Source organism: Enterobacter sp. RHBSTW-00975 (genome assembly GCF_013615235.1).
GTDB lineage: Bacteria > Pseudomonadota > Gammaproteobacteria > Enterobacterales > Enterobacteriaceae > Enterobacter > Enterobacter ludwigii.
In genome coordinates this window covers 2,310,041-2,332,312 of the sequence record NZ_CP055883.1, presented here as the reverse complement: position 1 = coordinate 2,332,312, position 22,272 = coordinate 2,310,041, and the positions used below count along the sequence as shown (strand labels likewise).

Sequence of the window (22,272 nt, the reverse complement as noted above, 5' to 3'; positions counted from 1 at the left end):
CCCATAGCATCAATTGCATCATTACTACTATTTTGATAAGAAATTTATTATCAAAAAATCCGGGGAAGCGTTATGCAATTTCGTCAGATGCGTAATTTCATTGTCGTTGCGGAAGAGCTTCACATGCACCGGGCTGCGGAGCGCCTGAACATGGCACAACCCGCGCTGAGTCAGCAGATTAAAACGTTAGAGGAACGGTTAGGCGTTACGCTCTTTAGCCGGGCGAACCGCCGTTTAACCCTGACGCCGGCCGGTGAAGCTTTCCTGGAGAAAGCCAGGCTGGCGATCGCCCTGACGGAACAGGCGGTACTGGACGCCAGGCAAACGGCGAGGGGGGAGCAAGGGGTGTTGAATCTCGGGTGCGTATCGAGCGCCATGTTTGACACCAGGCTGCCTGCCGCGCTGCGCCAGATGCACAGTCGGTGGCCTGCCATCACCATGTCGCTAATGACGGGGAATGTGCAGACGCTCTATACCGCCGTGCAAAGCAACCAGCTGGATGTGGCCATCATCCGGGCGCCGCTGCCGTCTCTGCCTGACGACCTGCAAAGCCGCCCGTTTACGTCCGAGAAAACGGTGCTGGCACTCTCTTCACAGCACCCTCTGGCGAAATCGTCCGCGCTTACGCTCGCCTCGGTGAAAGATGAAAAATGGATCTCCCTGCGCGACCCGGAGGGAATGGGCCTCGAACAGTACTTCTATGACATTTGTTACGTCGCAGGATTCCAGCCTGAGGTGGTACAAAACGCCACCGACGTACCTACTGTCATCAGCCTGGTCTCTGCGGGGTTTGGCATGGCGCTATTGCCGGCCTCGGCCAGGGCAGTCAGCGTGGAGAATGTCGTGTACGTCGACATCATTGACAGGCTCAGGGAAAGCGAGCTGAAGCTGGTGTGCCACCGGATCATTCGCTCAGAGGTGTTAAAGAAATTTCTGCACACCCTCGATCACATCTGACGTCCCGCGGCCAGCAGCAGTTGCTCGCGCAGCCAGAGGCTTGCCGGATCCTGACTGTTTTTCGGGTGCCAGTACATGCTGATGGTAATCGGCTGCAGCGGCAGCGGCGGGGGGAAGATATCCAGCGTCGAGGCAAAGCGTTGCAGCATACGTTCCGGTAAGGTGCAGAGCAGGTCCGTGCTGGCGACAAGCGGAGGTGCCATGGCGTAGCTCTGTGTGGACATCACCACGTTGCGCTGATGCCCCAGTCCGCCCAGGGTTTGATCCACAAAGCCGGTAAACGGGTCACCCTCTGAAGAGACCACCAGATGAGAGAGCGCGCAATAGTGCTCCAGATCCAGTGGCCCGACACCGCGGGGGTGGCCTTTTCGCTGGGCTGTTGCAAACTGGTCATCGAAAAGTTTACGTCTGACCCAGCCGTCGTGCGCGCCGGTGCTCACACCGATATAGACATCCACATCACCCTTTTCCAGCTGCTGTGGCAGGGTTGCCATTTCTGGCAGCGCGAACCGCAAGCGGATCCCCGGGGCATGGGCCCGGAACTGATTAAGCAGTTCGGCACCCAGCATCAGGGCCGGATTTTCATGCAGGGCAATCACAAATGTCCGCTGGCTGGTTTGCGCATCAAAGGTGGTGGGGGCAAACATCGCGTTAATGCCCCGCAATACGGTCATGACCTGCGGCCGCAGCGCTTCCGCTCTGGGCGTGGGCAACACCCCACGTCCATGTGGGGAAGGGATAAACAACGGTTCGCCAAAGAGCGAACGCAGGCGCGCCAGACGGGCGGACATCGCGGGCTGGCTGATGCCGAGCCGCGCGGCCGCATGGGTGATGTTCTGATCCTGGAGCAATGCATCCAGCGTCAGGATCAGGTCGATATCCATCTCAGCAACGGGCGTCATCGTGTTATCCGTTTTACTTTGCGCTGTGGCTGTCACGATTGGTATAGGTGACGGGCACCCAGGCGTAACCGCCGTGCTCGCCTTTCGTGACGTAACCGATACCCGGGAACGGCAGGTGGGGGGCTGCGACAAGGTCTCTGTTTTTCACAAAATCAGCAAAAGCATCCTGGCGGACACGTGCCGCACCGTCCTGATCCTGGTCGTAGGCGATGGTCACGGCGGGCTGCGGGAACTGTACCGCCGCGACGTGGATAATATCGCCGACAAAGGTGATTTTCTCGCCTTTACTTTCCAGCGTATAGAAGGCTGATCCAGGCGTATGGCCCGGGTGAACCGTGCCGGTTATCCCGGGCAGAAGCTGCGAGGTTCCGGAAAAAGGAACCACCTTGCCGGCATCACGATACGGTTTTAAGGTTTTCTGCGCGACATCGAAGTAGTTCTGGTCGTAGCCGGTTTTTTTCTGATTATCGTTGTTAAAGAAAAAGTCGATGTCAGGTTTGCCGACAAAAACGCGCGCATTGGTAAACACCGCCTTGCCATCTTTAACCAGGCCACCGGCATGGTCGGAATGTGCATGGGTCAGTAAAATCTCGGTGATGTCCTGCGGCGCGATCCCCTGCGTTGCCAGACTCTCAATCAGTCGCCCGCCGTTACCGGGGCCAAAAAGCTGGCCTGAGCCGGTATCCACCAGAATCTTGTGGCCGGGTAGCGCAATCAGAAAAGCGTTAATGGACGCCTCTACCGGGTTGGTCTGGAAATTTTGTGTGAGCAACGCATCGGTTTACTGCGGGGTCGTCCGACGAAGTAATTTGTGCAGGTCTTGCGCCACGGTACCGTCGGTAAACGAGGTCACCATAATATCGCCAACCTGCACACTGTACCCCCCGGCAGGCTGTTTAACCACGTGCTGGGGCGTTTCTGCCGAAGCCTGAAGCGCAGGGTAGAACAATAACGAACTGGAAATCAGCGTTGTCAGGGCAAGTTTTTTTACGGTCAGCATAAGGGTCTCCTTCAGAAAGAGCTCATCTTACTTCTCCGTAAAATTATATGAACCCGCCTGATAATGATAGGACCTATAAACGGGATGAATAGGTCGGATCAAATGTCGGGTGGCAGCAATGTGCCACCCGGCAAGCCAGACGTTATTGCTTCAGCGGGGCTTTCCAGCCTTCAAGCGTGGCTTTTGACCACGAGCCATACGCGGCATTGGGCAACACAATCCAGTCACTGCCAAAGCGATCGGCGCTGGCCTCAACGAGTTCACGCTGCGCTTCGCTCGGCTTTTTGTTTTTAAATTGCGCGGCGAAATCGGGCAGGCTGTCACCGAAGAGCATGATTATCTGCTGTTTCTTCAGGATGCTCTGGCGGCGGGCTTCTTTACTGACCGTATCGAGCAGAACGCTATCCTCTGAAACCTGCGGTAAGCCAAGGGATTTTAACGTATTGAGCGTATCTGCTTTGTTTTCCTGCATCCGGTCAGATACATAATAAATACGGATCTTACTTTGATTCACGCGATCAAGAAACGCCTTCGCGCCAGGAATTAATTCCGGTTTTCCCTGTTTTTCCCAGTCACTCCAGGTGTCCCATTTCGTGTAGTCGTGGCACTGTTCGGCATCACGCGCCAGTAACGGAGTGTTATCCAGCACCGTTTCATCAAGATCCATCACAACGGCATAGTTCTCAGGTGCAGTCAGCCCTTTTATTTTTTCGTTAAAACGCTCGGTGGCGAAACGATAGGTCTGCAGCTGAAGTGCCATGATTTCTGCCGATTTCTGTTGATAGCGCAGCGCCATCTCATACGCTTTCGGCTCACAGATATCGTGGTCGGCTGCCGTGGCGGTCGCGCTCAAAACAGGTAATGCCAGCAGTAATGCCTTAGCCATTGAATTCACTCTTCTTTCCTTAACGTCATTGTCAAAATCATGTAAGCGTATTGAAATTAAGTGACAGAAAAATGAAGGGAGGCAGGTGAGTCATATTCTGACGCACATTCCCTTGCGCGCCGGGTGGATAATTTTCAGACTAATCGCTTTCGTCCGCCAATATCCGTTAGAGCCAGGGTCAGATCAGCATGTAATACCAGAACAGGGCGATTTCGTCTTTTTCCGGTAATGCGTTGTAGAGGAAACGATCGTATCCGCCTAACGTAAAGCCATAATGACGGTAGAACAGGCAGGCAGAAACATTCACATTCTGGGTTTCAAGCCTTAATCCAGCCGCGTTGACGCTTCGCGCCCACACGTGTGCGGCCGCCATCAATTTTTGCGCCGCGCCAGCTCTGCGTTTCGTGCGCTCAACGGCAATATAGTCAACGGCGATAAATTTATTCCAGCTCATTGAGGCGGTGATAAAACCGGCAATTTCTCCCTCATCTGTTTCGGCCACAAGAAATATAGCGTCCGGATTAATGCAATGATTTTCAAGGGTCTGCATATCGAGCTCATACGTTTTATGATAAGGCACGGCGACAGCGTCGATATGCAAATCACAATGTATAAAAGGCTCCCGCGCAACGTGACTGACGGTGAATGAAAAGTCACAGCATTCAAGACGTGCGAGGTCGGTATTTAATCCTTTTCGAATCTGCATGGTATTCCTTGTGGCGAATATTTTTATAAATAATAGATGAAGCCATTAAAACCGCTGGCGTAACACTCTTTTGATCCTGAACTAAGCTTGTACTTCATTCCGCGTAAAATGTGGGTCATTCGAGGACAATGAATGGAATTCAGGACATTTCAAAAACACTGGGGTGCTGAGTTTATTTCCAATGACGTTGTACGTTTTCGCGTCTGGGCAGAAGGACAGAAAGAACTTACGCTACGTCTGGCAGAAAACGACTTGCCAATGACGGCGGTCGGCAGCGGCTGGTTCCAGATTGACGTCCCCGGCGTCACGCACGGCACAGAATATCAGTATGTTTTGCAGGACGGCATGGCCGTACCCGATCCGGCGTCGCGCGCCCAGGCTGGGGATGTTAACGGTCCCTCGGTTGTTATCGATGCCAGACGGTATCCGCCCGGCAACCGGGAGTGGGCAGGGCGTCCGTGGGAAGACACGGTGATTTACGAGCTGCACATCGGCACCTTTACCCCGGAGGGCACCTTCCGGGCCGCCATTGAAAAACTGCCTTACCTGGCTGAACTTGGCATTACCCAGATTGAAGTCATGCCCGTCTCACAGTTTGGTGGATCGCGCGGCTGGGGATATGACGGGGTATTGCTGTATGCACCGCACTCTGCCTATGGCACGCCAGAAGACTTCCACGCCTTTATCGATGCTGCGCATGGGCTTGGGCTTTCTGTCGTGCTGGATATTGTGCTTAACCACTTCGGCCCGGAAGGCAATTATCTGCCTGTGTTGTCACCCGCGTTTTTCGACGCGGACCGGATGACGCCCTGGGGCAACGGGATTGCTTACGAGGCTGAGCCAGTCAGGCAATACATTACCGAAGCCCCGCTGTTCTGGCTGACGGAATACCATCTTGATGGATTACGGTTTGATGCCATCGACCAGATTAAAGACGCATCGGATAAACATATCCTGCAGGAGATTGCCGAACGCATTCGCGAGGCTATCCCCGGGCGGCAGATCCATCTCACCACCGAAGACAGCCGTAACGTTATCTTCCTGCATCCGCGTGACGCACACGGTGCGACCCCGCTTTTTACCGCGGAGTGGAACGATGACTTTCACAATGCCGCGCATGTCTTTGCCACCGGCGAAACGCATGCGTACTACCAGGATTTTGCCTTTGAACCGGAGAAAAAACTCGCCCGTGCGCTGACAGAAGGTTTTGTCTATCAGGGCGAGGTTTCTCTCCAGACCGGCAAATCGCGCGGCGTGGAATGTCACACGCAGCCGCCACAGTTTTTTGTCGATTTTATTCAAAACCACGATCAAACCGGCAACCGCGCTCAGGGAGAGAGACTGATCGCCCTTGCGGGGGCCGATAAAACACGGGTGTTGCTTGCTGCACTGCTGCTTTCGCCCCATATTCCGCTGCTGTTTATGGGGGAAGAGTTTGGTGAAACCAATCCGTTTTTGTTCTTTACCGATTTTCACGGTGAGCTTGCCAAAGCCGTGCGGGAAGGGCGCGCAAAAGAGTTTACCGGCCATGCCGGGCACGATGCGTCTGTCCCCGACCCGAATGACGTGAAGACCTTTGTTCGCTCCAAAATTGACTGGAATAAGGTCGCCACCGATGACGGCAAAACGTGGCTTCGCTTCACGCGAACGCTGCTGACGTTGCGCCATCGTCATATTGTTCCGTTACTGCGTAAGGGCGTCACGGTGGAGAGCAAAGTCATCAGGACGGCACCCGGCATGATTGCAGTGAGCTGGCGATTCCCGACCGGAACGTTGTCTCTGGCGTTCAATACCGGCAATAAGGCTGTTGATGTGCCTGCACTGACAGGAGAAACGCTCTTTAGCTGGCCGGAGGTGAACGAAGTGTTACCGCCGAACAGTATTGTTGTTCGCTTTGCTGATGGAGAAGCATCGTTATGATCCCTTCCGCGACCTACCGTATTCAGTTCCGTAACGGCATGACGTTTGACCGTGTCGTGGAACTGGTGCCGTATATGAAAGATCTCGGCATCAGCCATCTTTACGCCTCACCTGTGTTCACCGCCACGACCGGCTCTACACACGGCTATGACGTGACCGACCCGAATGAAATTGACCCCGCCATTGGCGGACGAGAAGGATTCGACCGTATGGCGGCCGCGCTCAGGCAGGCGGGAATGGGCTTGATACTGGATATTGTGCCTAACCACATGTCGACCTCGCTGGAGAATCACTGGTGGCGAGACGTGATTGAGCATGGCAAACAGAGCCGCTACGCACGCTATTTCGATATTGACTGGTCACGGCCGCTTACGCTGCCGTTTCTGGGCGACACCTTTGAGGCGGAGCTTGAGAAGGGTGCCATCACTGTAAAACGTGACCCTGTCACGGACAAAGCCGCGCTGGTCTACTACGACACCGCCTATCCTCTTAACCCCGGGACCTTTGTGGAGGGTAAAAGCATTGCGGCGCTGCACGAGGCCCAGAGCTGGAGGCTGATGTCCTGGCGTGAAGCCCCGAAACAGCTCTCGTGGCGGCGTTTCTTCGAAATCACCGGCCTGGTGGGCGTGCGGGTTGAAGACGCGTCGGTATTTAGTGATACACACCGATTGATCCTTGAACTGGTTCATTCTGGCGTCGTTGACGGTCTGCGAATTGACCATATCGACGGTCTGGCCGATCCGCTGGGCTATCTGCAGCGTTTGCGCCAGGCAACCGGACCGGCGTGTTACATCACAGTTGAAAAAATTCTCGCCAAAGGGGAACAGCTGCCCGTCGAATGGCCAGTCTCCGGCACCACGGGGTACGAGTTTATTGCCTCGCTGGCGGAAGTTCTGGTGGACGACAGTCGCCTGGACCGCCTGGAGAAAATCCATGACGACACGCTCGGGGAAACCGTTGATCGGTTTGCAGCGTTACGGGATGCCAAAGGGCTGATGACCGATCGCAATTTCGAGGGCGAATTCACTACCCTGTTAACTATCGCCACCGATCTTGCCCGACGCAATGCGGTTGAACTGCAACCCGATGAGATCCACCATGCGTTGCGCGAGCTGCTGATCGCGTTTCCGGTGTATCGGACCTACGGCACCCGTGAAGGATTAACCGCCTCTGACGTGGCGCTGCTCAATCGCGTTGTCGCAAGCGTTAACACCTCTGAAGCGGCCCTGAGCCTGATCGTGTGCATTCTCACCGGCGATCTTCCTGAAAATTGCCACGACGACGCGGCTCGTTTCAGAACCCGCTTCCAGCAACTCACCGGGCCACTGATGGCGAAATCCGTGGAAGATACGCTGTTCTTTCGGCATAACCTGGAGCTGGCGCTTAACGAAGTGGGGGCAGACCCGACGCCGCGCGCCTTTTCGCTATCGCGTTTTCATCAGGAAATGCGCATCCGTCTTGCCCGCCAGCCTGACGCCCTACTCGGGACATCCACCCATGACACGAAGCGCGGTGAAGATGCCCGGGCACGCCTCTATACCCTGACGGAAGCGCCGGAACAGTGGGGCGAAAATCTGGCCCGCTGGCGGCAGATGAATCAAACCCACGTGCGTTTTCTGAGCGACGGTACCGCGCCGAACGCTGCCGATACCTGGATGATTTATCAGGCTCTGGCTGGCGTCTGGCCCGCCACGCTGTCACCTGACGATGTCGACGGGCTGAAATCACTCGAAGAGCGCTTCCTCGGCTTCCTGGAGAAAGCGCTGCGCGAAGCCAAACAACGCACAGACTGGATAGACAGCAACGAAAGCTATGAGAGCGTGGTGCTGAGCTATGCCCGGCATCTGCTTTCACCGGGCAACACGCTGTTCCTGAAGGATTTCAGTGAGGCGATGCAGCCCTTTATCCGTGCCGGGCTGATGAACAGCCTCAGCCAGACGGTGATCAAACTCACCGCACCTGGGGTACCGGACATCTATCAGGGCTGCGAAGCGCTTAACTTTAGCCTTGTCGACCCGGATAACCGACGGGAACCGGATTTCCCCGCGCTGGTGCACCACCTCAGCACGGCGGATGACGGGGTGTTTGCCCGCCCGGAATGCTGGCGAGACGGAAGCGTTAAGCAATATGTCACCGCCACGCTGTTACGGCTTCGTCCGCATTATGCCGCGCTATTCCATTACGGTGACTGGCTGCCGCTGAAGGTGAGCGGCGAGCGGGCGGAGAACCTGATTGTTTATGCACGCGTGAAAGACGAGGAGGCGCTGATTGTTGCCGTGCCGCGGCTGGTCTTCGACGTGACGACCCATGAAGCACTGTGGGCCAATACCACTATTGCTATACCCGATGCGCTGGCAGGAAAACGCTACCGGGATCTGTTCACCGGTGAAAGCCGGGTTCTGCAAGAGACGCTGGATGTAACGTCTGAAACGGGATGCTTAATGGTTCTGCTTACCTGCGAATGATCGTGGAGAACAAAAAATGCCAAAGGATAATACGTTTGAAATTCGGGCCGGTCATGGCCAGCAGCAAGGCGCAAATTATGACGGGAAGGGGGTCAACTTTGCGCTGTTTTCAGCACATGCGGAGCGGGTTGAGCTCTGTCTGTTTGACCCTTCAGGAAAAACCGAAATCGCCCGGCTGGAGCTGCCGGAATATACCCATGAAGTGTGGCACGGCTATGTGCCGGATCTGAAGCCTGGCGCGCTGTACGGCTATCGTGTCTACGGCCCCTATGACCCGGAAAACGGCCATCGCTTCAACCCGAATAAACTGCTTATCGATCCGTATGCCCGTGAACTGGTGGGCGATATCGACTGGAACGACGCCCATTTCGGCTATGAGCTGGGTCATGACGATCTCGACCTCAGTTTTGATACCCGCGACAGCGCGCCGTTCACGCCAAAATGCAAGGTCATCGACCCCAATGCTTTTGACTGGCAGGATGATAACCGGCCAACCATTCCGTGGCCGAATACCGTTGTGTATGAGAGCCACGTGAAGGGCTTTACCCAGCTTAACCCGGCGATCCCGCCTGAACTGCGCGGTACGTTTGAAGGGATGGGACACAAAGCCTCGGTCGATTACATTAAAAGCCTTGGCATCACCTCGGTTGAACTGCTTCCGGTTCACTGGTTCCCGGACGATCAACACCTGCTCGACAGGGGGCTGAAAAACTTCTGGGGCTACAACACGCTCGGCTTCTTTGCACCGGCGTCACGCTATTACGGTCCGGCGGGGATCCAGGGTTTTCGCGATATGGTGCGCGCCTATCATGACGCAGGCATCGAGGTGATCCTCGATGTTGTCTATAACCACACGGCAGAAGGCAATGAGCTCGGCCCAACGCTGTCGTTTAAGGGCATCGATAACTTCAGCTATTACCGCACCTTACCCGATCAACACCGGTATTACATTAACGACACCGGCACGGGGAATACGGTGAATACCTCCCACCCGAGAGTGCTGCAGATGGTGATGGATTCGCTGCGCTACTGGGCCGAATCGATGCATATTGACGGTTTCCGTTTCGACCTCGGGACAATTCTGGGCCGTGAGCCCGAAGGCTTTGATCCGCGCGGTGGCTTTTTCGATGCCGTCACGCAGGATCCGGTGTTATCCCGTCTGAAGCTGATTGGTGAGCCCTGGGATATCGGCCCCGGCGGTTATCAGGTCGGCGGCTTCCCGCCAGGCTGGGGGGAATGGAACGACAAATACCGCGATACCGTACGTGAGTACTGGAAGGGCGATAACGTGTCTAACGACTTCGCCGCGCGCCTGCTCGGTTCCGGTGACTTGTACGACCTGCGCGGACGCCGTCCGTGGGCCAGCATCAACTTTATCACCGCCCACGACGGCTTTACGTTGAACGACCTGGTGTCTTACAACGAAAAGCATAATGCCGACAATGGTGAAGACAATAACGACGGGCACAACGATAACCGGTCGTATAACTACGGAGAGGAAGGGCCGACAGAGAATCCGGATATTATCGCTACCCGGGAGCGGCAAAAGCGTAATTTCCTCACCACGCTGTTATTCTCTCACGGCACGCCAATGCTGCTGGCCGGGGATGAGTTTGGCCGTACGCAAAAGGGCAACAATAACGGGTATTGCCAGGACAGCGAGATCTCCTGGATCGACTGGAAGGGGTTATCGGAAAACGACACCGCCCTGCGCGACTTTACCCGCCATCTGATTGCCCTTCGCGCGAAACAGCCGTTGCTGCGGCGTGAAAGCTGGCGCGACGGGCTTGAGATCCGCTGGTTTAACGCCGGCGGCGGCCCGCAGCAGGATGAGCAGTGGGATGAAGGTTCAACCCTCGGCGTATCCATCAGCAGACCGGACCTCAGACAGGAGCCGGGCCTCTGGCACGATGTGCTGATGCTGTTTAACCCGTTTGAAGGTACCGTGCCGTTCCAGATCCCCCAGTTTGGCGAAGGAGGCTGGGTACTGGAACTCTCCACGGCGGATGACGTTGTCCCCGGGACGGTCATCACCAAAGCCGTGGAATACCATCTGGCCGGACGAAGTATTTCGCTTTTCAGACGCCCTTAACTACAGTGATGCCGCCGCCCGCGCGGCGGTGTCATACAGGGAAGATATGGTCCGGAGCAGCTGCGCGGTGTCACCTATAGACGCTCCGGAAATCCCGCTCTCCGCATGGATATTGATCAGGCACGCTTCCCGCACGTCGCGGTATTTCATGCATAGCGCTTTCCCTTCCTCCGTCGTTGAGAAATAGAGCTCTTTTCCGGCTTTTTCACTCGTCACGTAGCCCGCCTTGACCAGCTTCTTCAGTGCATACGTCACCACATGGGTATCTTCCACGTTCAGGACAAAACAGATGTCGGCCAGCTTTTTCTTGCGATCGCGGTGGTTCACGTGATGCAGAAGCGAGACATCAAAAGCGCCCATATCTGGCTCACCGGCGGCGGTCATGCAGCGCACCATCCATTTGTTAAACGCGTTGCTGGTCATGATCAACGCGTACTCCAGCTCTGATAATTCCGCGCAACGTTCCGATACCAGATGGCGAGAGGACACGATACGGCCATCGGTTATATCGTCGTGATTTGATGATCCAGCACTCTTCTTTGCAGTCATAACGTTCCTTACGGGGGGTGACGTTGGCCCGGAAATGTAAACTCATCGATAAAATAAGAACATTTTATTGATAAATTGTTTACATGTTTTTGTGGTTCAGATATAGCTTTTTAGTGCAGGTTCTGCAGAGCCTGACGCAAAACACAACATCGCGCGCCGCACTGCATCCCGCTTCGCCATGATGCGAAGTATTAAAAAAATAGCCGCCGGCGCGCAACGCTCACTTTGGATAGGGTAAACGTTTATGGACGGTTCGACACTGTTGCCGCTCATCGGTATACCGGTGGTGGTTATTGGTTTTGCTCTGCGTTTCAACCCGCTACTGGTGGTTGTGGTGGCGGGGCTGGCTACCGGACTGCTGGTTGGCATGGATTTTGGGATGTTGCTGGAGACCTTTGGCGAGAAGTTCGTCAACAGTCGTTCCCTGGCAACCTTTATTCTGATCCTGCCGGTTATTGGCCTGCTGGAATATTACGGGTTGAAAGAGCGGGCACAGGCGTGGGTGGCAAAGATTGCCAGCGCCACCTCGGCACGTATTCTGATGCTCTATTTTGTGGCGCGTGAAGGGACGGCCGCGCTGGGATTGATGTCGCTGGGTGGGCATGCTCAGACCGTTCGTCCGCTGTTAGCACCAATGGCCGAAGGCGCAGCGCTCAATGAGTATGGCGAACTGCCGCAACATATCCGGGACAAGATCAAAGCGCATGCCGCGGCATGCGACAACATCGCGGTTTTCTTTGGCGAAGATATTTTTATCGCGTTTGGCGCGGTGCTGCTGATCGACGCTTTCCTGAAAGAGAATGGGATACAGGGCATTGAACCGTTGCATATCGGTCTGTGGGCCATTCCGACCGCCATCGCGGCATTGATTATTCATATGACGCGCCTGTTGCGTCTGGATGCCAGCATCCGTCGTGACGTTATGTCCTGGCGCGCTGAGCAGGGTACACAGGAGATCGCGCCATGATGACCCTGATCACCATTAACCGCGTGTATTACCTGATCGGCTTTGTCGTGATGCTGCTGGTCGTGATGACCCTGCGCGATCGCGCGAATCCTAAACGTTTTACCACCGCGCTGTTCTGGTTCCTGTTCGGCGGGATCTTCCTGTTTGGCGACCTGATGGTGCAGGAGCTGGGAAAATCCCTTGCTTATCGAATTATCGGCGGCTGCGTCATTGTGATTGCTCTGCTGGCGGGCTTTGGTCTGGTCGGGAAGGGGCATTATAAAATGGCTACCGATGCCGAGCGCGAAGCCTCGTCAACGCGGCTGAAAAACTGGTTGTTCCTGCCTGCGCTGATGATCCCGGTGGTTACGGTGATCGGGACATTATTCCTGAAAGGGGTGTCGATAGGGGGCGTATTCCTTCTTGACCAGAAACAGCTCACGCTGGCGGCACTGTGTGTCGCCTGTGTGGCGGCGATCCTGACCGGCTGGTGGCTGACAAAAGGCACGCCATTGCAGGCTATTCGCCAGTCCCGACGCCTGGTCGACACCATTGGCTGGGCGGTGATATTGCCACAGATGCTGGCCATGCTGGGCGGGGTGTTTGTGGTGGCGAACACCGGCGAGTCAGTCCAGAAGGTCGTAAGCCTGTTTGTGAACCCCGACAGCCGGTTCATGCTGGTGGTGATTTACTGCGTGGGCATGGCGCTTTTCACCATGATCATGGGCAACGCCTTCGCGGCATTCCCGGTGCTCAGCGCCGGTATCGCCTTGCCGTTTCTGATTAACGTTCACCATGGTAACCCGGCACCGCTGCTGGCGATTGGCATGTACGCGGGCTATTGCGGCACGCTGATGACGCCGATGGCGGCCAACTTTAATATCGTTCCGGCCGCGCTGCTGGAGCTTAAAGATAAGTACCAGGTGATCAAGATCCAGATCCCAACGGCGTTAACCCTGCTGGTGGTCAACGTGTTCTTAATGTATTTCCTCGTTTTTCGCTAAGCGCGGCAACGATCTAAGGAGCTGATATGGAATTAACGCAACACCAGGCCGACGCGTTTGCCCGCATGCCTTTGACCTATTTACGCCAGGAATATCCGAACCACATTATGCACCTGCTTAATGATGATGGTGATGTCCTGCCACCCCGCGAACTGCACCCCATTTTTTATGGCTGCTTCGACTGGCACTCGGCGGTGCACGGCTACTGGCTGCTGCTGCGCTGCGTGCGGCTTTACCCTGAACTGTCGTGCCGGGATGAAATTGTCGCCCTGTTTGATGAACACATCACGCAGGAGAAGGTGGCGAAAGAGCTGGCCTATTTCAAGGCATCGTTTCGCGCCTCGTTCGAGCGCCCTTATGGCTACGGCTGGCTTCTGGCGCTGACGCAGGAGCTGAAGCAATCCGCGTTACCTCAGGCCGCCAGCTGGTATCAGACACTGCAGCCGTTAACGCAGGACATTCGCGACAGACTGGTGGATTACCTCAGCAAGCTCACCTATCCGATCCGTGTCGGTACGCATTACAACACCGCTTTTGCCCTGGCGCTGGGGATTGATTACGCCCGTGAAGTGCAGGATAACGCCCTTGAACAGGCTATTCTGACGGCGGCGACGCGCTTTTATCTGGCTGACACGCATTACCCGGCCCACTATGAACCGGGTGGTGATGAGTACATTTCCGGCGCGCTGACGGAAGCGCTGTTGATGAGTAAGGTGGCGGAGCATTTCCCGGCGTGGTTTGACGCCTTTCTTCCTGATGTGGGGGCTGTTTCGGCCCTGATGCACCCGGCAGAAGTGAGCGATCGTACCGACCCGAAAATTGCCCATCTGGATGGGTTAAACCTCAGCCGCGCCTGGTGCATGAAGCATATTGCCCGCGCGTTGCCCGATAACCATCCGGGACAACAGGCGTTGCGCGAGGCAGTCAACCGACATCTGGCGGCAAGCGTCGAGCATGTGGTGGGAAGCCACTACAGCGGTGGACACTGGCTGGCGAGTTTTGCGCTGCTGGCGCTGGAGTAATTCACAGGTGCAGCGCGTAGTGCGCTGCACCGTGTTTATGCCGTAGCCTGACGCGTGGCGCGCAGCCGGCTCACGCTAAACACGACAGAAACCGCCGAAGCAATGACCGCAATCCACAGTGAATAATGAACGGCCCGATCGTCAAAGGCCGGCTGATTCTGCGTTGTGGCCAGCAGAACGCCGACCACGGCAGCCCCCAGGCATTGTCCAAACGTCCGCACGATAGCCAGTACGCCGGATGCGTAGCTGGCATACTCCCGCACCACGTTAGAGAGCATTTCCCGGTTATTGGGACTCTGAAAACAGCCAAAACCGATCCCGCACACCAGGCTTCTCAGGCAGATATTCCATGCGGAAGGGCTGGCGGGCAGTGTCGCGAGCAGGATCAACCCCACCACAAACACGAATAGCCCAAGGGTAGATATCAGCGGGGCTGAAATTGTGTCTGCCCAGCGGCCCGCATGCGGCGCAATCAGTACGATACCTATCGGCCAGGGTGTGAACAGCAGCGCGGAGACCACCGGACTGTAGCCATATACGCTCTGAAACAGGAACGGCAGGGCGATAAAGGTGATGCCCTGGCTCACAAACGAGGCCAGCGACGTGAGCGCGGCGAGCGTAAAGCGTCCGTTGCGGAAAATAACGGGAGGCAGTATGGGGCTTCGGGCGCGGCGAATATGCCAGACAAAGGTGATGGCGCTAATCGTGGCGAGCAGCGCCCAGCTGATAGCCTCGTGGCTGATGTGGTGCGAAGCATGCTGGAAACTGTTGGCCGTCATGATCATCGCCCCCAACAGGACCGCGGAGAGCAGTGCCCCCGGGGTATCGAACGGAGAGGGATCTGAAGCCGGTTGTCGTGGTAATGCCTTCCAGGCCAACAGCAGGGCAATCGTTCCGGGAACAAGGTTAATGGCGAATAACCACTGCCAGCGCAGTACGTCCAGGATCGTCCCGCCCAGTACGGGTGCAATGGCCGTGCTGGAGGCGATAAGCAGGGCGTGCAGTCCCAGAATGCGGCCAAGCAGTCGACCGGGGAAGACGGCGCGCAGTATCGCCGGGGCAATACTCAGTGTGGCCGCCCCGCCAATCCCCTGCAAAATCCGCATCCCGATCAGCATGTCCGGGGTGCGGGCCAGCGCGCAGCCGAGCGAGGTGAGTGTAAAGACGGCAAGTCCGGTCAGAAACACCGGGCGGTAGCCAACGCGGGCCGCAAGGGCGGCGAAGATGGCCAGAGTCATGGCCGCGGACAACAGATACCCATTGGCGAACCAGACGGCCACATTCGCGGGCACCTGCATTGCGCTTGCCATCGAAGGCAAGGCGATGTTGATCATGGTGCCATCAAAAACGCCCATCAGCGTGGTGGTCATTACTGCGGCCATCACCCGGGCGCGTTCATGGCCGGGCAATCCTTCGTCGCCGGGCTGGTTTGAAAATAGCGTCATCGTCGTAACTCCGGAAAGAATGTTGATGACGAAACTATAATCATGGGATATACAAGGCGGAAGACGCAGCAGTTGCACTGTTCAGTTGCATACAACGCCTTATCTGAGGATGCATCATGTCCGATCCGGATTTTAATTTGCTTGTCGCCCTCGACGTCCTGCTGGCCGAAGCCAGCGTGGCGGGCGCGGCGCGGCGTTTAAACCTGAGTACGTCAGCCATGAGCCGTACCCTGAGCAGGCTGCGAGAGGTGACCGGCGACCCGATCCTGGTGCGGGCAGGGCGTAATATGGTGCTGACGCCCTGGGCCGAGGCCACCCGGGAGCGAGCCCGAGGCGCCGTGTATGAGGCTAGAGCCGTACTGCAGCCCTCCACTGAAACGCTGAAGGTGGAAAACCTCGAGCGGCTGTTTACCATCAGAGCCAATGATGGTTTTGTGGTCGCATTTGGCCCATTGCTGATTGCCGCCGTGGCCGAAGCCGCGCCCGATGTGTGTATTCGGTTCTCGCCGAAGCCTGAGAAAACGTCACGCTATCTGCGGGAAGGGCTGGTTGACCTGGAAATTGGCGTGCAGAGCAACATGGGACCTGAAATACGCCTGCAGCGATTATTTCAGGATCGGTTCATTGCCGCGGTGCGTAAGGGACATCCGCTGGCGGCACACCCCACGGTCAGCCTTCACGATTATGTTTCCTGGGGCCACGTGGTTGCCGCGCCCGACGGGTCGCTACACGGCTTTGTCGACGATGCGCTGGCAGAAGTGGGGATGAAGCGCAAAATTGCCAGCGTCGTGCCCGGTTTCCCGACGGCGTTATCCGTGGCGCTGGCGTCCGATCTGATCGCCATGGTTCCGGCATTGTATCTGCTGAACCAGCCGATGGCGCAGAGTGTGCATGTCTTTGAACTGCCGTTTAAAACCCGAACCATTACGGTATCGCAGATGTGGCACCCGCGAATGGAAAGGGATCCGGGGCACCGCTGGCTGAGAGAGAAAGTGCTGGACGTGTGTCGGGCTGTGCAGCAACCACTCAGTACTGGGTAACCCGCTTAGGCACGGACAAGATAAAGCGCGTCGACTGAGCATCCGATTCGACGCGGACTTTGCCATGATGCGCGGTGACAATTGACTTCACAATGGCAAGACCAATCCCGCTGCCTTCGCCTTTTCGCTGCCTGGAAGGATCCACCCGGTAAAAACGGTCAAACAGCCTGGGTAGATGTTCTTGCGGGACAGGTTTCCCGGGGTTGGCAATCATCAGCTCAAAATCGTTTTCCCGTTCGGCGATTGAGACGGTTACCGTCTTGCCTTCCGGCGTATAGCGCAGGGCATTGGATAACAGGTTGTTGATTGCGCGTCTGAACATCTGCGGATCGCCTTCGATCAGACAGGGCATCCCGTGAAACGTCAGCGTGATATGACGTTCTTCCGCCCAGGCCTCGAAGAAATCAAAGACTTTAATGACCTCCGCGCTTAAATCAAACATCACCCTGTCCGGGATCAGCTGATTGTTATCCGCCTGCGCCAGGAACAGCATATCGCTGACCATCCGGGTCATCCGGTTATACTCTTCAAGGCTGGAGTAGAGGATATCTTCCAGCTCTTTCGGCGTCCGGTTCTGGCTGAGTGCGATTTCAGTCTGGGTCACCAGATTGGTGATGGGGGTTCTGATTTCGTGGGCGATATCGGCAGAAAAATTCGCCTGGCGGGTGAACACATCTTCAATCTTTTCAATCATATGATTGAACGATATCACCAGTTGCTCCAGTTCAACCGGAACGCGCGACGGTTCCAGCCTCGCATCGAGATTTTCAGAGGTGATATTTTTAATGGCATTGCTGACGTTACGCAGCGGCAGGTGTCCCTGACGGACCGCGATTCGAATGATAAGAATAATCAGCAGGCTGATCACCACGGCAATCGCAATCAGGTTCTTTTTCAGCGCATCGAGGTAATGGAGATGGAAATTAATAGAAAGCCCGATCAGCATAACGTAATTCTGCGCTTTTCCCTGCAGCGTTGCCGTGCCTGACGAGGCGATGATCCGGTACGTGTCACTTTTCATCTCATCGCCGGAATGACTCTGCAGGGTGGGGGCATCTACCGTCCAGAGAAACACATCCCGTGCCCGACTGTGCGTGCTGAACGCCGCCGTGTTCACGGCAGGGCGTAACGCTGACCCTTGCGCCGTACTGAACAACACCTCCCCACGCGCGTCGAGAAGCAGAACCGCAACGTTACGATAGCTGGCAATTGACTCTTTGATTTTACTGATTTTCTTCTCGTCCGGATCTGCCGGGGACTGCAGGATACGGTGCATCGCGGTACTGATTTGCTGCAGATCGTTGATATCCTGCTCGGCGAAATGCTTTTCAACGGAGTGCAGCATAAACCAGGTGAAGGCGAAAAATGCCAGTATCGTGGAGAGGCTGATAAAAAACGTCAGCCTGAGGGCTAGTGAAAAAGGGCGTCCGGGTAATTTAACGCGCATCCGGTGCCTCCAGCATGTACCCCACGCCGCGGACCGTCTGGATCAACTTCGGCTCATAATCATTGTCTATTTTCGCGCGAAGCCGTTTGACGGCGACATCAATCGCGTTGGTGTCGCTGTCAAAATTCATGTCCCAGACCTGGGATGCAATCAGGGAGCGGGGCAGCACTTCCCCCTGGTGTCGCATAAAAAACTCCAGCAGGCTGAACTCTTTACTGGTCAGCAGGATGCGGTTTCCCGCGCGGCTCACCTTTCTGGACACGAGATCAATCATCAGATCAGCCACCTGAAACTGGCTTTCCGTGATCACCGTATTGCCCCGTCGCAGAAGCGTCCTGACGCGGGCGAGAAGCTCCGCAAAGGCAAAGGGTTTGATCAGGTAATCATCCGCGCCCAGTTCAAGACCCTTCACCCGGTGTTCAATAGTGCCAAGGGCTGAGAGTAACAGAACCGGCATTCCCTTCCCGGCGGAACGTAGCATGCGGATGATATCCCAGCCGTTCACGTCGGGAAGCATGATATCCAGAATCAGGAGGTCATACTCGGCGGTCATGGCGAGATGATATCCGGTCAGGCCATTGTCAGCGTGGTCCACCACAAACCCCGCCTCAGTCAGCCCCTTGCTGAGGTACTCCCCGGTTTTTATCTCGTCTTCAACGATCAGTATTTTCATCTTACTCCCCTGACTGGCTGCTCTGGACATTCTAGAGAGCCTCAAACCGTTATCAATGACTTACGTTAAGAATGACAACATTGTCATTATCCTGTCACCAGGCAAACAGGAAGCACGCTGTAGAGTAACCCTGGTAATACTCTGGACTTCATTTGAAACATTTACCAGGTCTGCCTGGACGAGAAGCGTGATGTGCACATTAAAACGACTTAGCATTAGCACAATATTTTTCCTGGCAGGCTGCGTCTCGCTGGCACCAGAATATGCGCGTCCGCCAGCACCGGTTCCGCAGCAGTTCTCGTTATCCCGAAATAGCCTCACGCCGGTGGTGGCGGGGTATCACGACAGCGGATGGCGTAGCTTTTTTACCGATCCTCAGGTCGCAGCACTGATCGCCGAAGCCCTGAATAACAACCGTGATTTAAAAATGGCCGCCCTCAAGGTTGAAGAGGCGCGTGCGCAGTTCAACGTGACGGATGCCGACAGGTATCCGCAGGTGAATGCCTCGTCAGGTGTAACCTACAGCGGTGGGCTGAAAACGGACAAGCCGACCACACAGCAGTACGACGCAGGGTTGAACCTCAGTTACGAACTCGATTTCTTCGGCAAACTCAGGAATATGAGTGATGCTGACAGACAGAACTATTTTGCCAGCGAGGAGGCTCGCCGTGCCGTGCATATCCTGCTTGTCTCCAGCGTGTCGCAGAGCTATTTCAGCCAGCAACTGGCCTACAAACAACGTCGTATTGCCCGCGATACGCTAAAGAACTATCAACAATCCTGGGCTTTTGTTGAACAACAGCTGGTAACGGGCAGCACCAACGTTCTGGCACTTGAACAGGCCCGGGGGCAGATTGAAAGTACCCGTGCAGAAATAGCGAAAAGAGAAGGCGAGCTGGCTCAGGCCAATAATGCCCTGCAGCAGGTTCTGGGAACCTATCGCGCGCTGCCGGCAGAGAAAGGAGGCGGCGTCGATGAGATTACACCCGTCAAACTGCCGCCTCGTCTGCCGTCAGAAATATTGCTTCAGCGCCCGGACATTATGGAAGCGGAGTATCAGTTGAAAGCGGCTGATGCCAATATTGGCGCGGCGCGTGCCGCCTTTTTCCCGTCCATTACGCTAACCAGCGGGCTTTCAGCAAGCAGTACGGAATTATCCAGCCTCTTCACCGCAGGAAGCGGGATGTGGAATTTTATTCCGAAAATTGACATTCCTGTTTTTAATGCCGGAAGGAATAAAGCCAACCTCAAACTGGCTGAAATTCGCCAGCAGCAGTCAATCGTCAATTACGAACAAAAAATTCAGGCGGCTTTTAAACAGGTCGCCGACGCGCTCGCATTGCGGGACAGCATCAGTCAGCAACTCGACGCCCAGCAGCGTTATCTTGATTCGCTACATATCACCCTGCAGCGAGCCAGAGGTTTATATTCCAGTGGCGCGGTCAGTTACATTGAAGTGCTCGATGCTGAACGTTCTCTTTTTGCAACACAACAAACCATTCTCGACCTTATCTATTCCCGACAGGTGAATGAAATTAACTTATTCACCGCGCTGGGTGGCGGTTGGGTTGAGTAATTCCTTTTAATTACTCCATCAGGAAATCAAAAAATGAACAGTTTATTTAACGCGGTCGTACTGGGTGCACTCTCCGTTATATTTTCTGCAGGCCTGCATGCTGAAACACATCAGCACGGGGAGATGAGCACAGCCGCACAAGCCACGCCAGAGCAGGTTATCGCGGGAACCGGCGTGGTGAAAGCGGTTGATCTGAGCACTAAAAAAATCACTATCGCGCACGATGCTATTCCAGCGATTGGCTGGCCCGCCATGACCATGCGTTTCACCTTTGTCCAGGCAGACGAAACTATTCTCGCCTTAAAAGCCGGCAGCCACGTTAATTTTACGTTTGTTCAGCAGGGCAATATCTCTTTACTCAAGAGCATTAAATAGCGAGAAAAAGCATGGCCTCTTTAAGAATAAAATTTGCTGCCGTCACCCTCGGCAGCCTTATTGCAGGAGGGCTGATTTCAGTTATCGCCTGGCAGTCTGTGCATTCCGCAGAAAAAACAGAACAGACCACGACGGAGAGAAAGGTACTTTTCTGGTATGACCCGATGAAGCCGGATACCCGGTTTGATAAACCCGGCAAGTCTCCGTTTATGGATATGGATCTGGTGCCGAAATATGCCGATGAAAATGACGAAAAAAGCAGTGAGGGTATTCGTATTGACCCGACGCAGGTTCAGAACCTGGGACTCAAAACGCAGAAAGTGACGCGGGGATCGCTGAATTACGCCCAGACCATACCGGCCAACGTCAGTTATAACGAATATCAGTTTGTCATTGTGCAGGCGCGTTCTGAGGGTTTCGTCGAGAAAGTATACCCACTGACCGTGGGCGATCATGTTAAAAAAGGGACGCCGCTTATCGATATCACCATTCCGGAATGGGTAGAAGCGCAAAGCGAGTTCCTGTTGTTATCGGGTACCGGCGGAACCCCTACCCAGATAAAAGGTGTTCTGGAGCGACTACGTCTTGCCGGCATGCCGGAAGAGGATGTTCAACGTCTGCGTGCGACCCGGAGTATCCAGACCCGTTTTACTATCAAGGCCCCCATAGATGGCGTGATTACGGCGTTTAACCTGCGCACGGGCATGAACATTACCAAAGATAACGTGGTGGCACAGATACAGGGGATGGATCCGGTCTGGATCAGTGCGGCGGTGCCGGAATCCATTGCGTATCTTCTCAAAGACAGCTCGCAGTTTGAAATTTCAGTGCCCGCGTATCCGGATAAATCGTTTGCCGTTGAAAAATGGAACATTCTCCCCAGCGTGGATCAAACTACCCGCACGCTGCAGGTCCGTCTGCAGGTCTCCAACAAAGACGAAAGCCTGAAACCCGGCATGAACGCCTACCTGAAACTGAACGCCAGGAGCCAGGAGATGCTGCTGATCCCATCCCAGGCCGTGATTGATACGGGCAAAGAACAGCGGGTGATTGTGGTCGATGCGGAAGGGCGTTTTGTGCCGAAAAGCATTCATGTTCTGCATGAATCTCAGCAGCAGTCCGCGATTGGCAGCGGACTGAGCGAAGGCGATTCTGTCGTGGTCAGCGGTCTGTTCCTGATTGACTCCGAAGCCAATATTAGCGGTGCGCTGGAGCGCATGCGTCATCCTGAAAAAACTGACGACGCGCATTCGGGCCATTAAGGAGA

Annotated in this window: 18 protein-coding genes and 1 pseudogene; 11 read left to right on the top strand and 8 right to left on the bottom strand. The window is 55.4% G+C overall.

All coding sequences use genetic code 11. The features are described from left to right. Window positions 1-72 precede the first annotated feature (72 nt). Window positions 73-957 (top strand): LysR substrate-binding domain-containing protein, encoded by an 885-nt coding sequence (locus HV340_RS11210; protein WP_063924929.1) that lies wholly within the window; start codon window positions 73-75, stop codon window positions 955-957. Here the strand turns inward: HV340_RS11210 and HV340_RS11205 are convergent. The 4 genes and pseudogenes from HV340_RS11205 to HV340_RS11190 form a co-directional block, all read right to left on the bottom strand. After that, entirely contained in the window at window positions 948-1,859 is a 912-nt protein-coding gene (locus HV340_RS11205) for a LysR family transcriptional regulator (protein WP_063924930.1), read from the bottom strand. The two genes, HV340_RS11210 and HV340_RS11205, sit on opposite strands and share 10 nt — an antisense overlap. A gap of 13 nt (window positions 1,860-1,872) precedes the next feature. Next, window positions 1,873-2,859, bottom strand: a pseudogene (locus HV340_RS11200) (MBL fold metallo-hydrolase). Between the two features lie 142 nt (window positions 2,860-3,001). Then, window positions 3,002-3,754: a 5'-nucleotidase, lipoprotein e(P4) family gene (locus tag HV340_RS11195; RefSeq protein WP_063924931.1), complete on the bottom strand. Its 753-nt coding sequence runs from the start codon at window positions 3,752-3,754 to the stop codon at window positions 3,002-3,004. A gap of 169 nt (window positions 3,755-3,923) precedes the next feature. Continuing rightward, window positions 3,924-4,451 (bottom strand): GNAT family N-acetyltransferase, encoded by a 528-nt coding sequence (locus HV340_RS11190; protein ID WP_063924932.1) that lies wholly within the window; start codon window positions 4,449-4,451, stop codon window positions 3,924-3,926. Window positions 4,452-4,583: 132 nt separating this feature from the next. Here HV340_RS11190 and treZ point away from each other — a divergent pair, with 132 nt between their 5' ends. From treZ to glgX, 3 genes are read left to right on the top strand one after another with little or no spacing between them, the layout of a single operon-like run. Then, a complete protein-coding gene (gene treZ, locus HV340_RS11185; protein ID WP_063924933.1) occupies window positions 4,584-6,371 on the top strand; it encodes a malto-oligosyltrehalose trehalohydrolase in 1,788 nt (595 codons plus the stop codon). Beyond that, window positions 6,368-8,836: a malto-oligosyltrehalose synthase gene (gene treY, locus HV340_RS11180; RefSeq protein WP_063924934.1), complete on the top strand. Its 2,469-nt coding sequence runs from the start codon at window positions 6,368-6,370 to the stop codon at window positions 8,834-8,836. The genes treZ and treY overlap by 4 nt, the downstream gene beginning before the upstream one ends. A gap of 16 nt (window positions 8,837-8,852) precedes the next feature. Beyond that, entirely contained in the window at window positions 8,853-10,928 is a 2,076-nt protein-coding gene (glgX, locus tag HV340_RS11175; protein WP_032680984.1) for a glycogen debranching protein GlgX, read from the top strand. Here glgX and HV340_RS11170 read toward each other — a convergent pair whose 3' ends face one another. Next, a complete protein-coding gene (locus HV340_RS11170) occupies window positions 10,929-11,477 on the bottom strand; it encodes a winged helix DNA-binding protein (RefSeq protein ID WP_014170092.1) in 549 nt (182 codons plus the stop codon). 244 nt (window positions 11,478-11,721) lie between these two features. Here HV340_RS11170 and HV340_RS11165 point away from each other — a divergent pair, with 244 nt between their 5' ends. The 3 genes from HV340_RS11165 to HV340_RS11155 are packed head-to-tail and all read left to right on the top strand — an operon-like array spanning window position 11,722 to window position 14,449. Beyond that, complete coding sequence (locus HV340_RS11165) at window positions 11,722-12,444, top strand: DUF969 domain-containing protein (RefSeq protein WP_014170091.1); 723 nt, start codon at window positions 11,722-11,724, stop codon at window positions 12,442-12,444. Then, entirely contained in the window at window positions 12,441-13,427 is a 987-nt protein-coding gene (locus HV340_RS11160) for a DUF979 domain-containing protein (RefSeq protein ID WP_014170090.1), read from the top strand. The genes HV340_RS11165 and HV340_RS11160 overlap by 4 nt, the downstream gene beginning before the upstream one ends. A 26-nt stretch (window positions 13,428-13,453) precedes the next feature. Further along, a complete protein-coding gene (locus HV340_RS11155; protein ID WP_181216533.1) occupies window positions 13,454-14,449 on the top strand; it encodes a DUF2891 domain-containing protein in 996 nt (331 codons plus the stop codon). A 35-nt stretch (window positions 14,450-14,484) separates the two neighbouring features. On the opposite strand, the gene HV340_RS11150 is transcribed toward HV340_RS11155, so the two are convergent. Then, window positions 14,485-15,894: an MFS transporter gene (locus HV340_RS11150; protein ID WP_063924936.1), complete on the bottom strand. Its 1,410-nt coding sequence runs from the start codon at window positions 15,892-15,894 to the stop codon at window positions 14,485-14,487. 116 nt (window positions 15,895-16,010) lie between these two features. Between HV340_RS11150 and HV340_RS11145 the strand changes: the two genes are divergently transcribed. After that, window positions 16,011-16,934, top strand: coding sequence for a LysR family transcriptional regulator (locus HV340_RS11145; RefSeq protein WP_032680987.1), 924 nt, complete (start codon window positions 16,011-16,013; stop codon window positions 16,932-16,934). On the opposite strand, the gene HV340_RS11140 is transcribed toward HV340_RS11145, so the two are convergent. After that, a complete protein-coding gene (locus tag HV340_RS11140; protein ID WP_063924937.1) occupies window positions 16,921-18,381 on the bottom strand; it encodes a Cu(+)/Ag(+) sensor histidine kinase in 1,461 nt (486 codons plus the stop codon). The two genes, HV340_RS11145 and HV340_RS11140, sit on opposite strands and share 14 nt — an antisense overlap. Next, complete coding sequence (silR, locus tag HV340_RS11135; protein ID WP_032670366.1) at window positions 18,371-19,054, bottom strand: copper/silver response regulator transcription factor SilR; 684 nt, start codon at window positions 19,052-19,054, stop codon at window positions 18,371-18,373. The genes HV340_RS11140 and silR overlap by 11 nt, the downstream gene beginning before the upstream one ends. Window positions 19,055-19,244: 190 nt before the next feature. Between silR and HV340_RS11130 the strand changes: the two genes are divergently transcribed. Genes HV340_RS11130 through HV340_RS11120 form a run of 3 tightly spaced genes read left to right on the top strand, consistent with a single transcriptional unit; the run spans window position 19,245 to window position 22,267 of the window. Beyond that, window positions 19,245-20,630 (top strand): efflux transporter outer membrane subunit, encoded by a 1,386-nt coding sequence (locus HV340_RS11130; protein WP_049022558.1) that lies wholly within the window; start codon window positions 19,245-19,247, stop codon window positions 20,628-20,630. Window positions 20,631-20,663: 33 nt separating this feature from the next. After that, window positions 20,664-21,005: a cation efflux system protein CusF gene (cusF, locus tag HV340_RS11125; protein WP_014170083.1), complete on the top strand. Its 342-nt coding sequence runs from the start codon at window positions 20,664-20,666 to the stop codon at window positions 21,003-21,005. 11 nt (window positions 21,006-21,016) lie between these two features. Next, a complete protein-coding gene (locus HV340_RS11120; protein ID WP_063924939.1) occupies window positions 21,017-22,267 on the top strand; it encodes an efflux RND transporter periplasmic adaptor subunit in 1,251 nt (416 codons plus the stop codon). The last annotated feature ends 5 nt before the right edge of the window (window positions 22,268-22,272 follow it).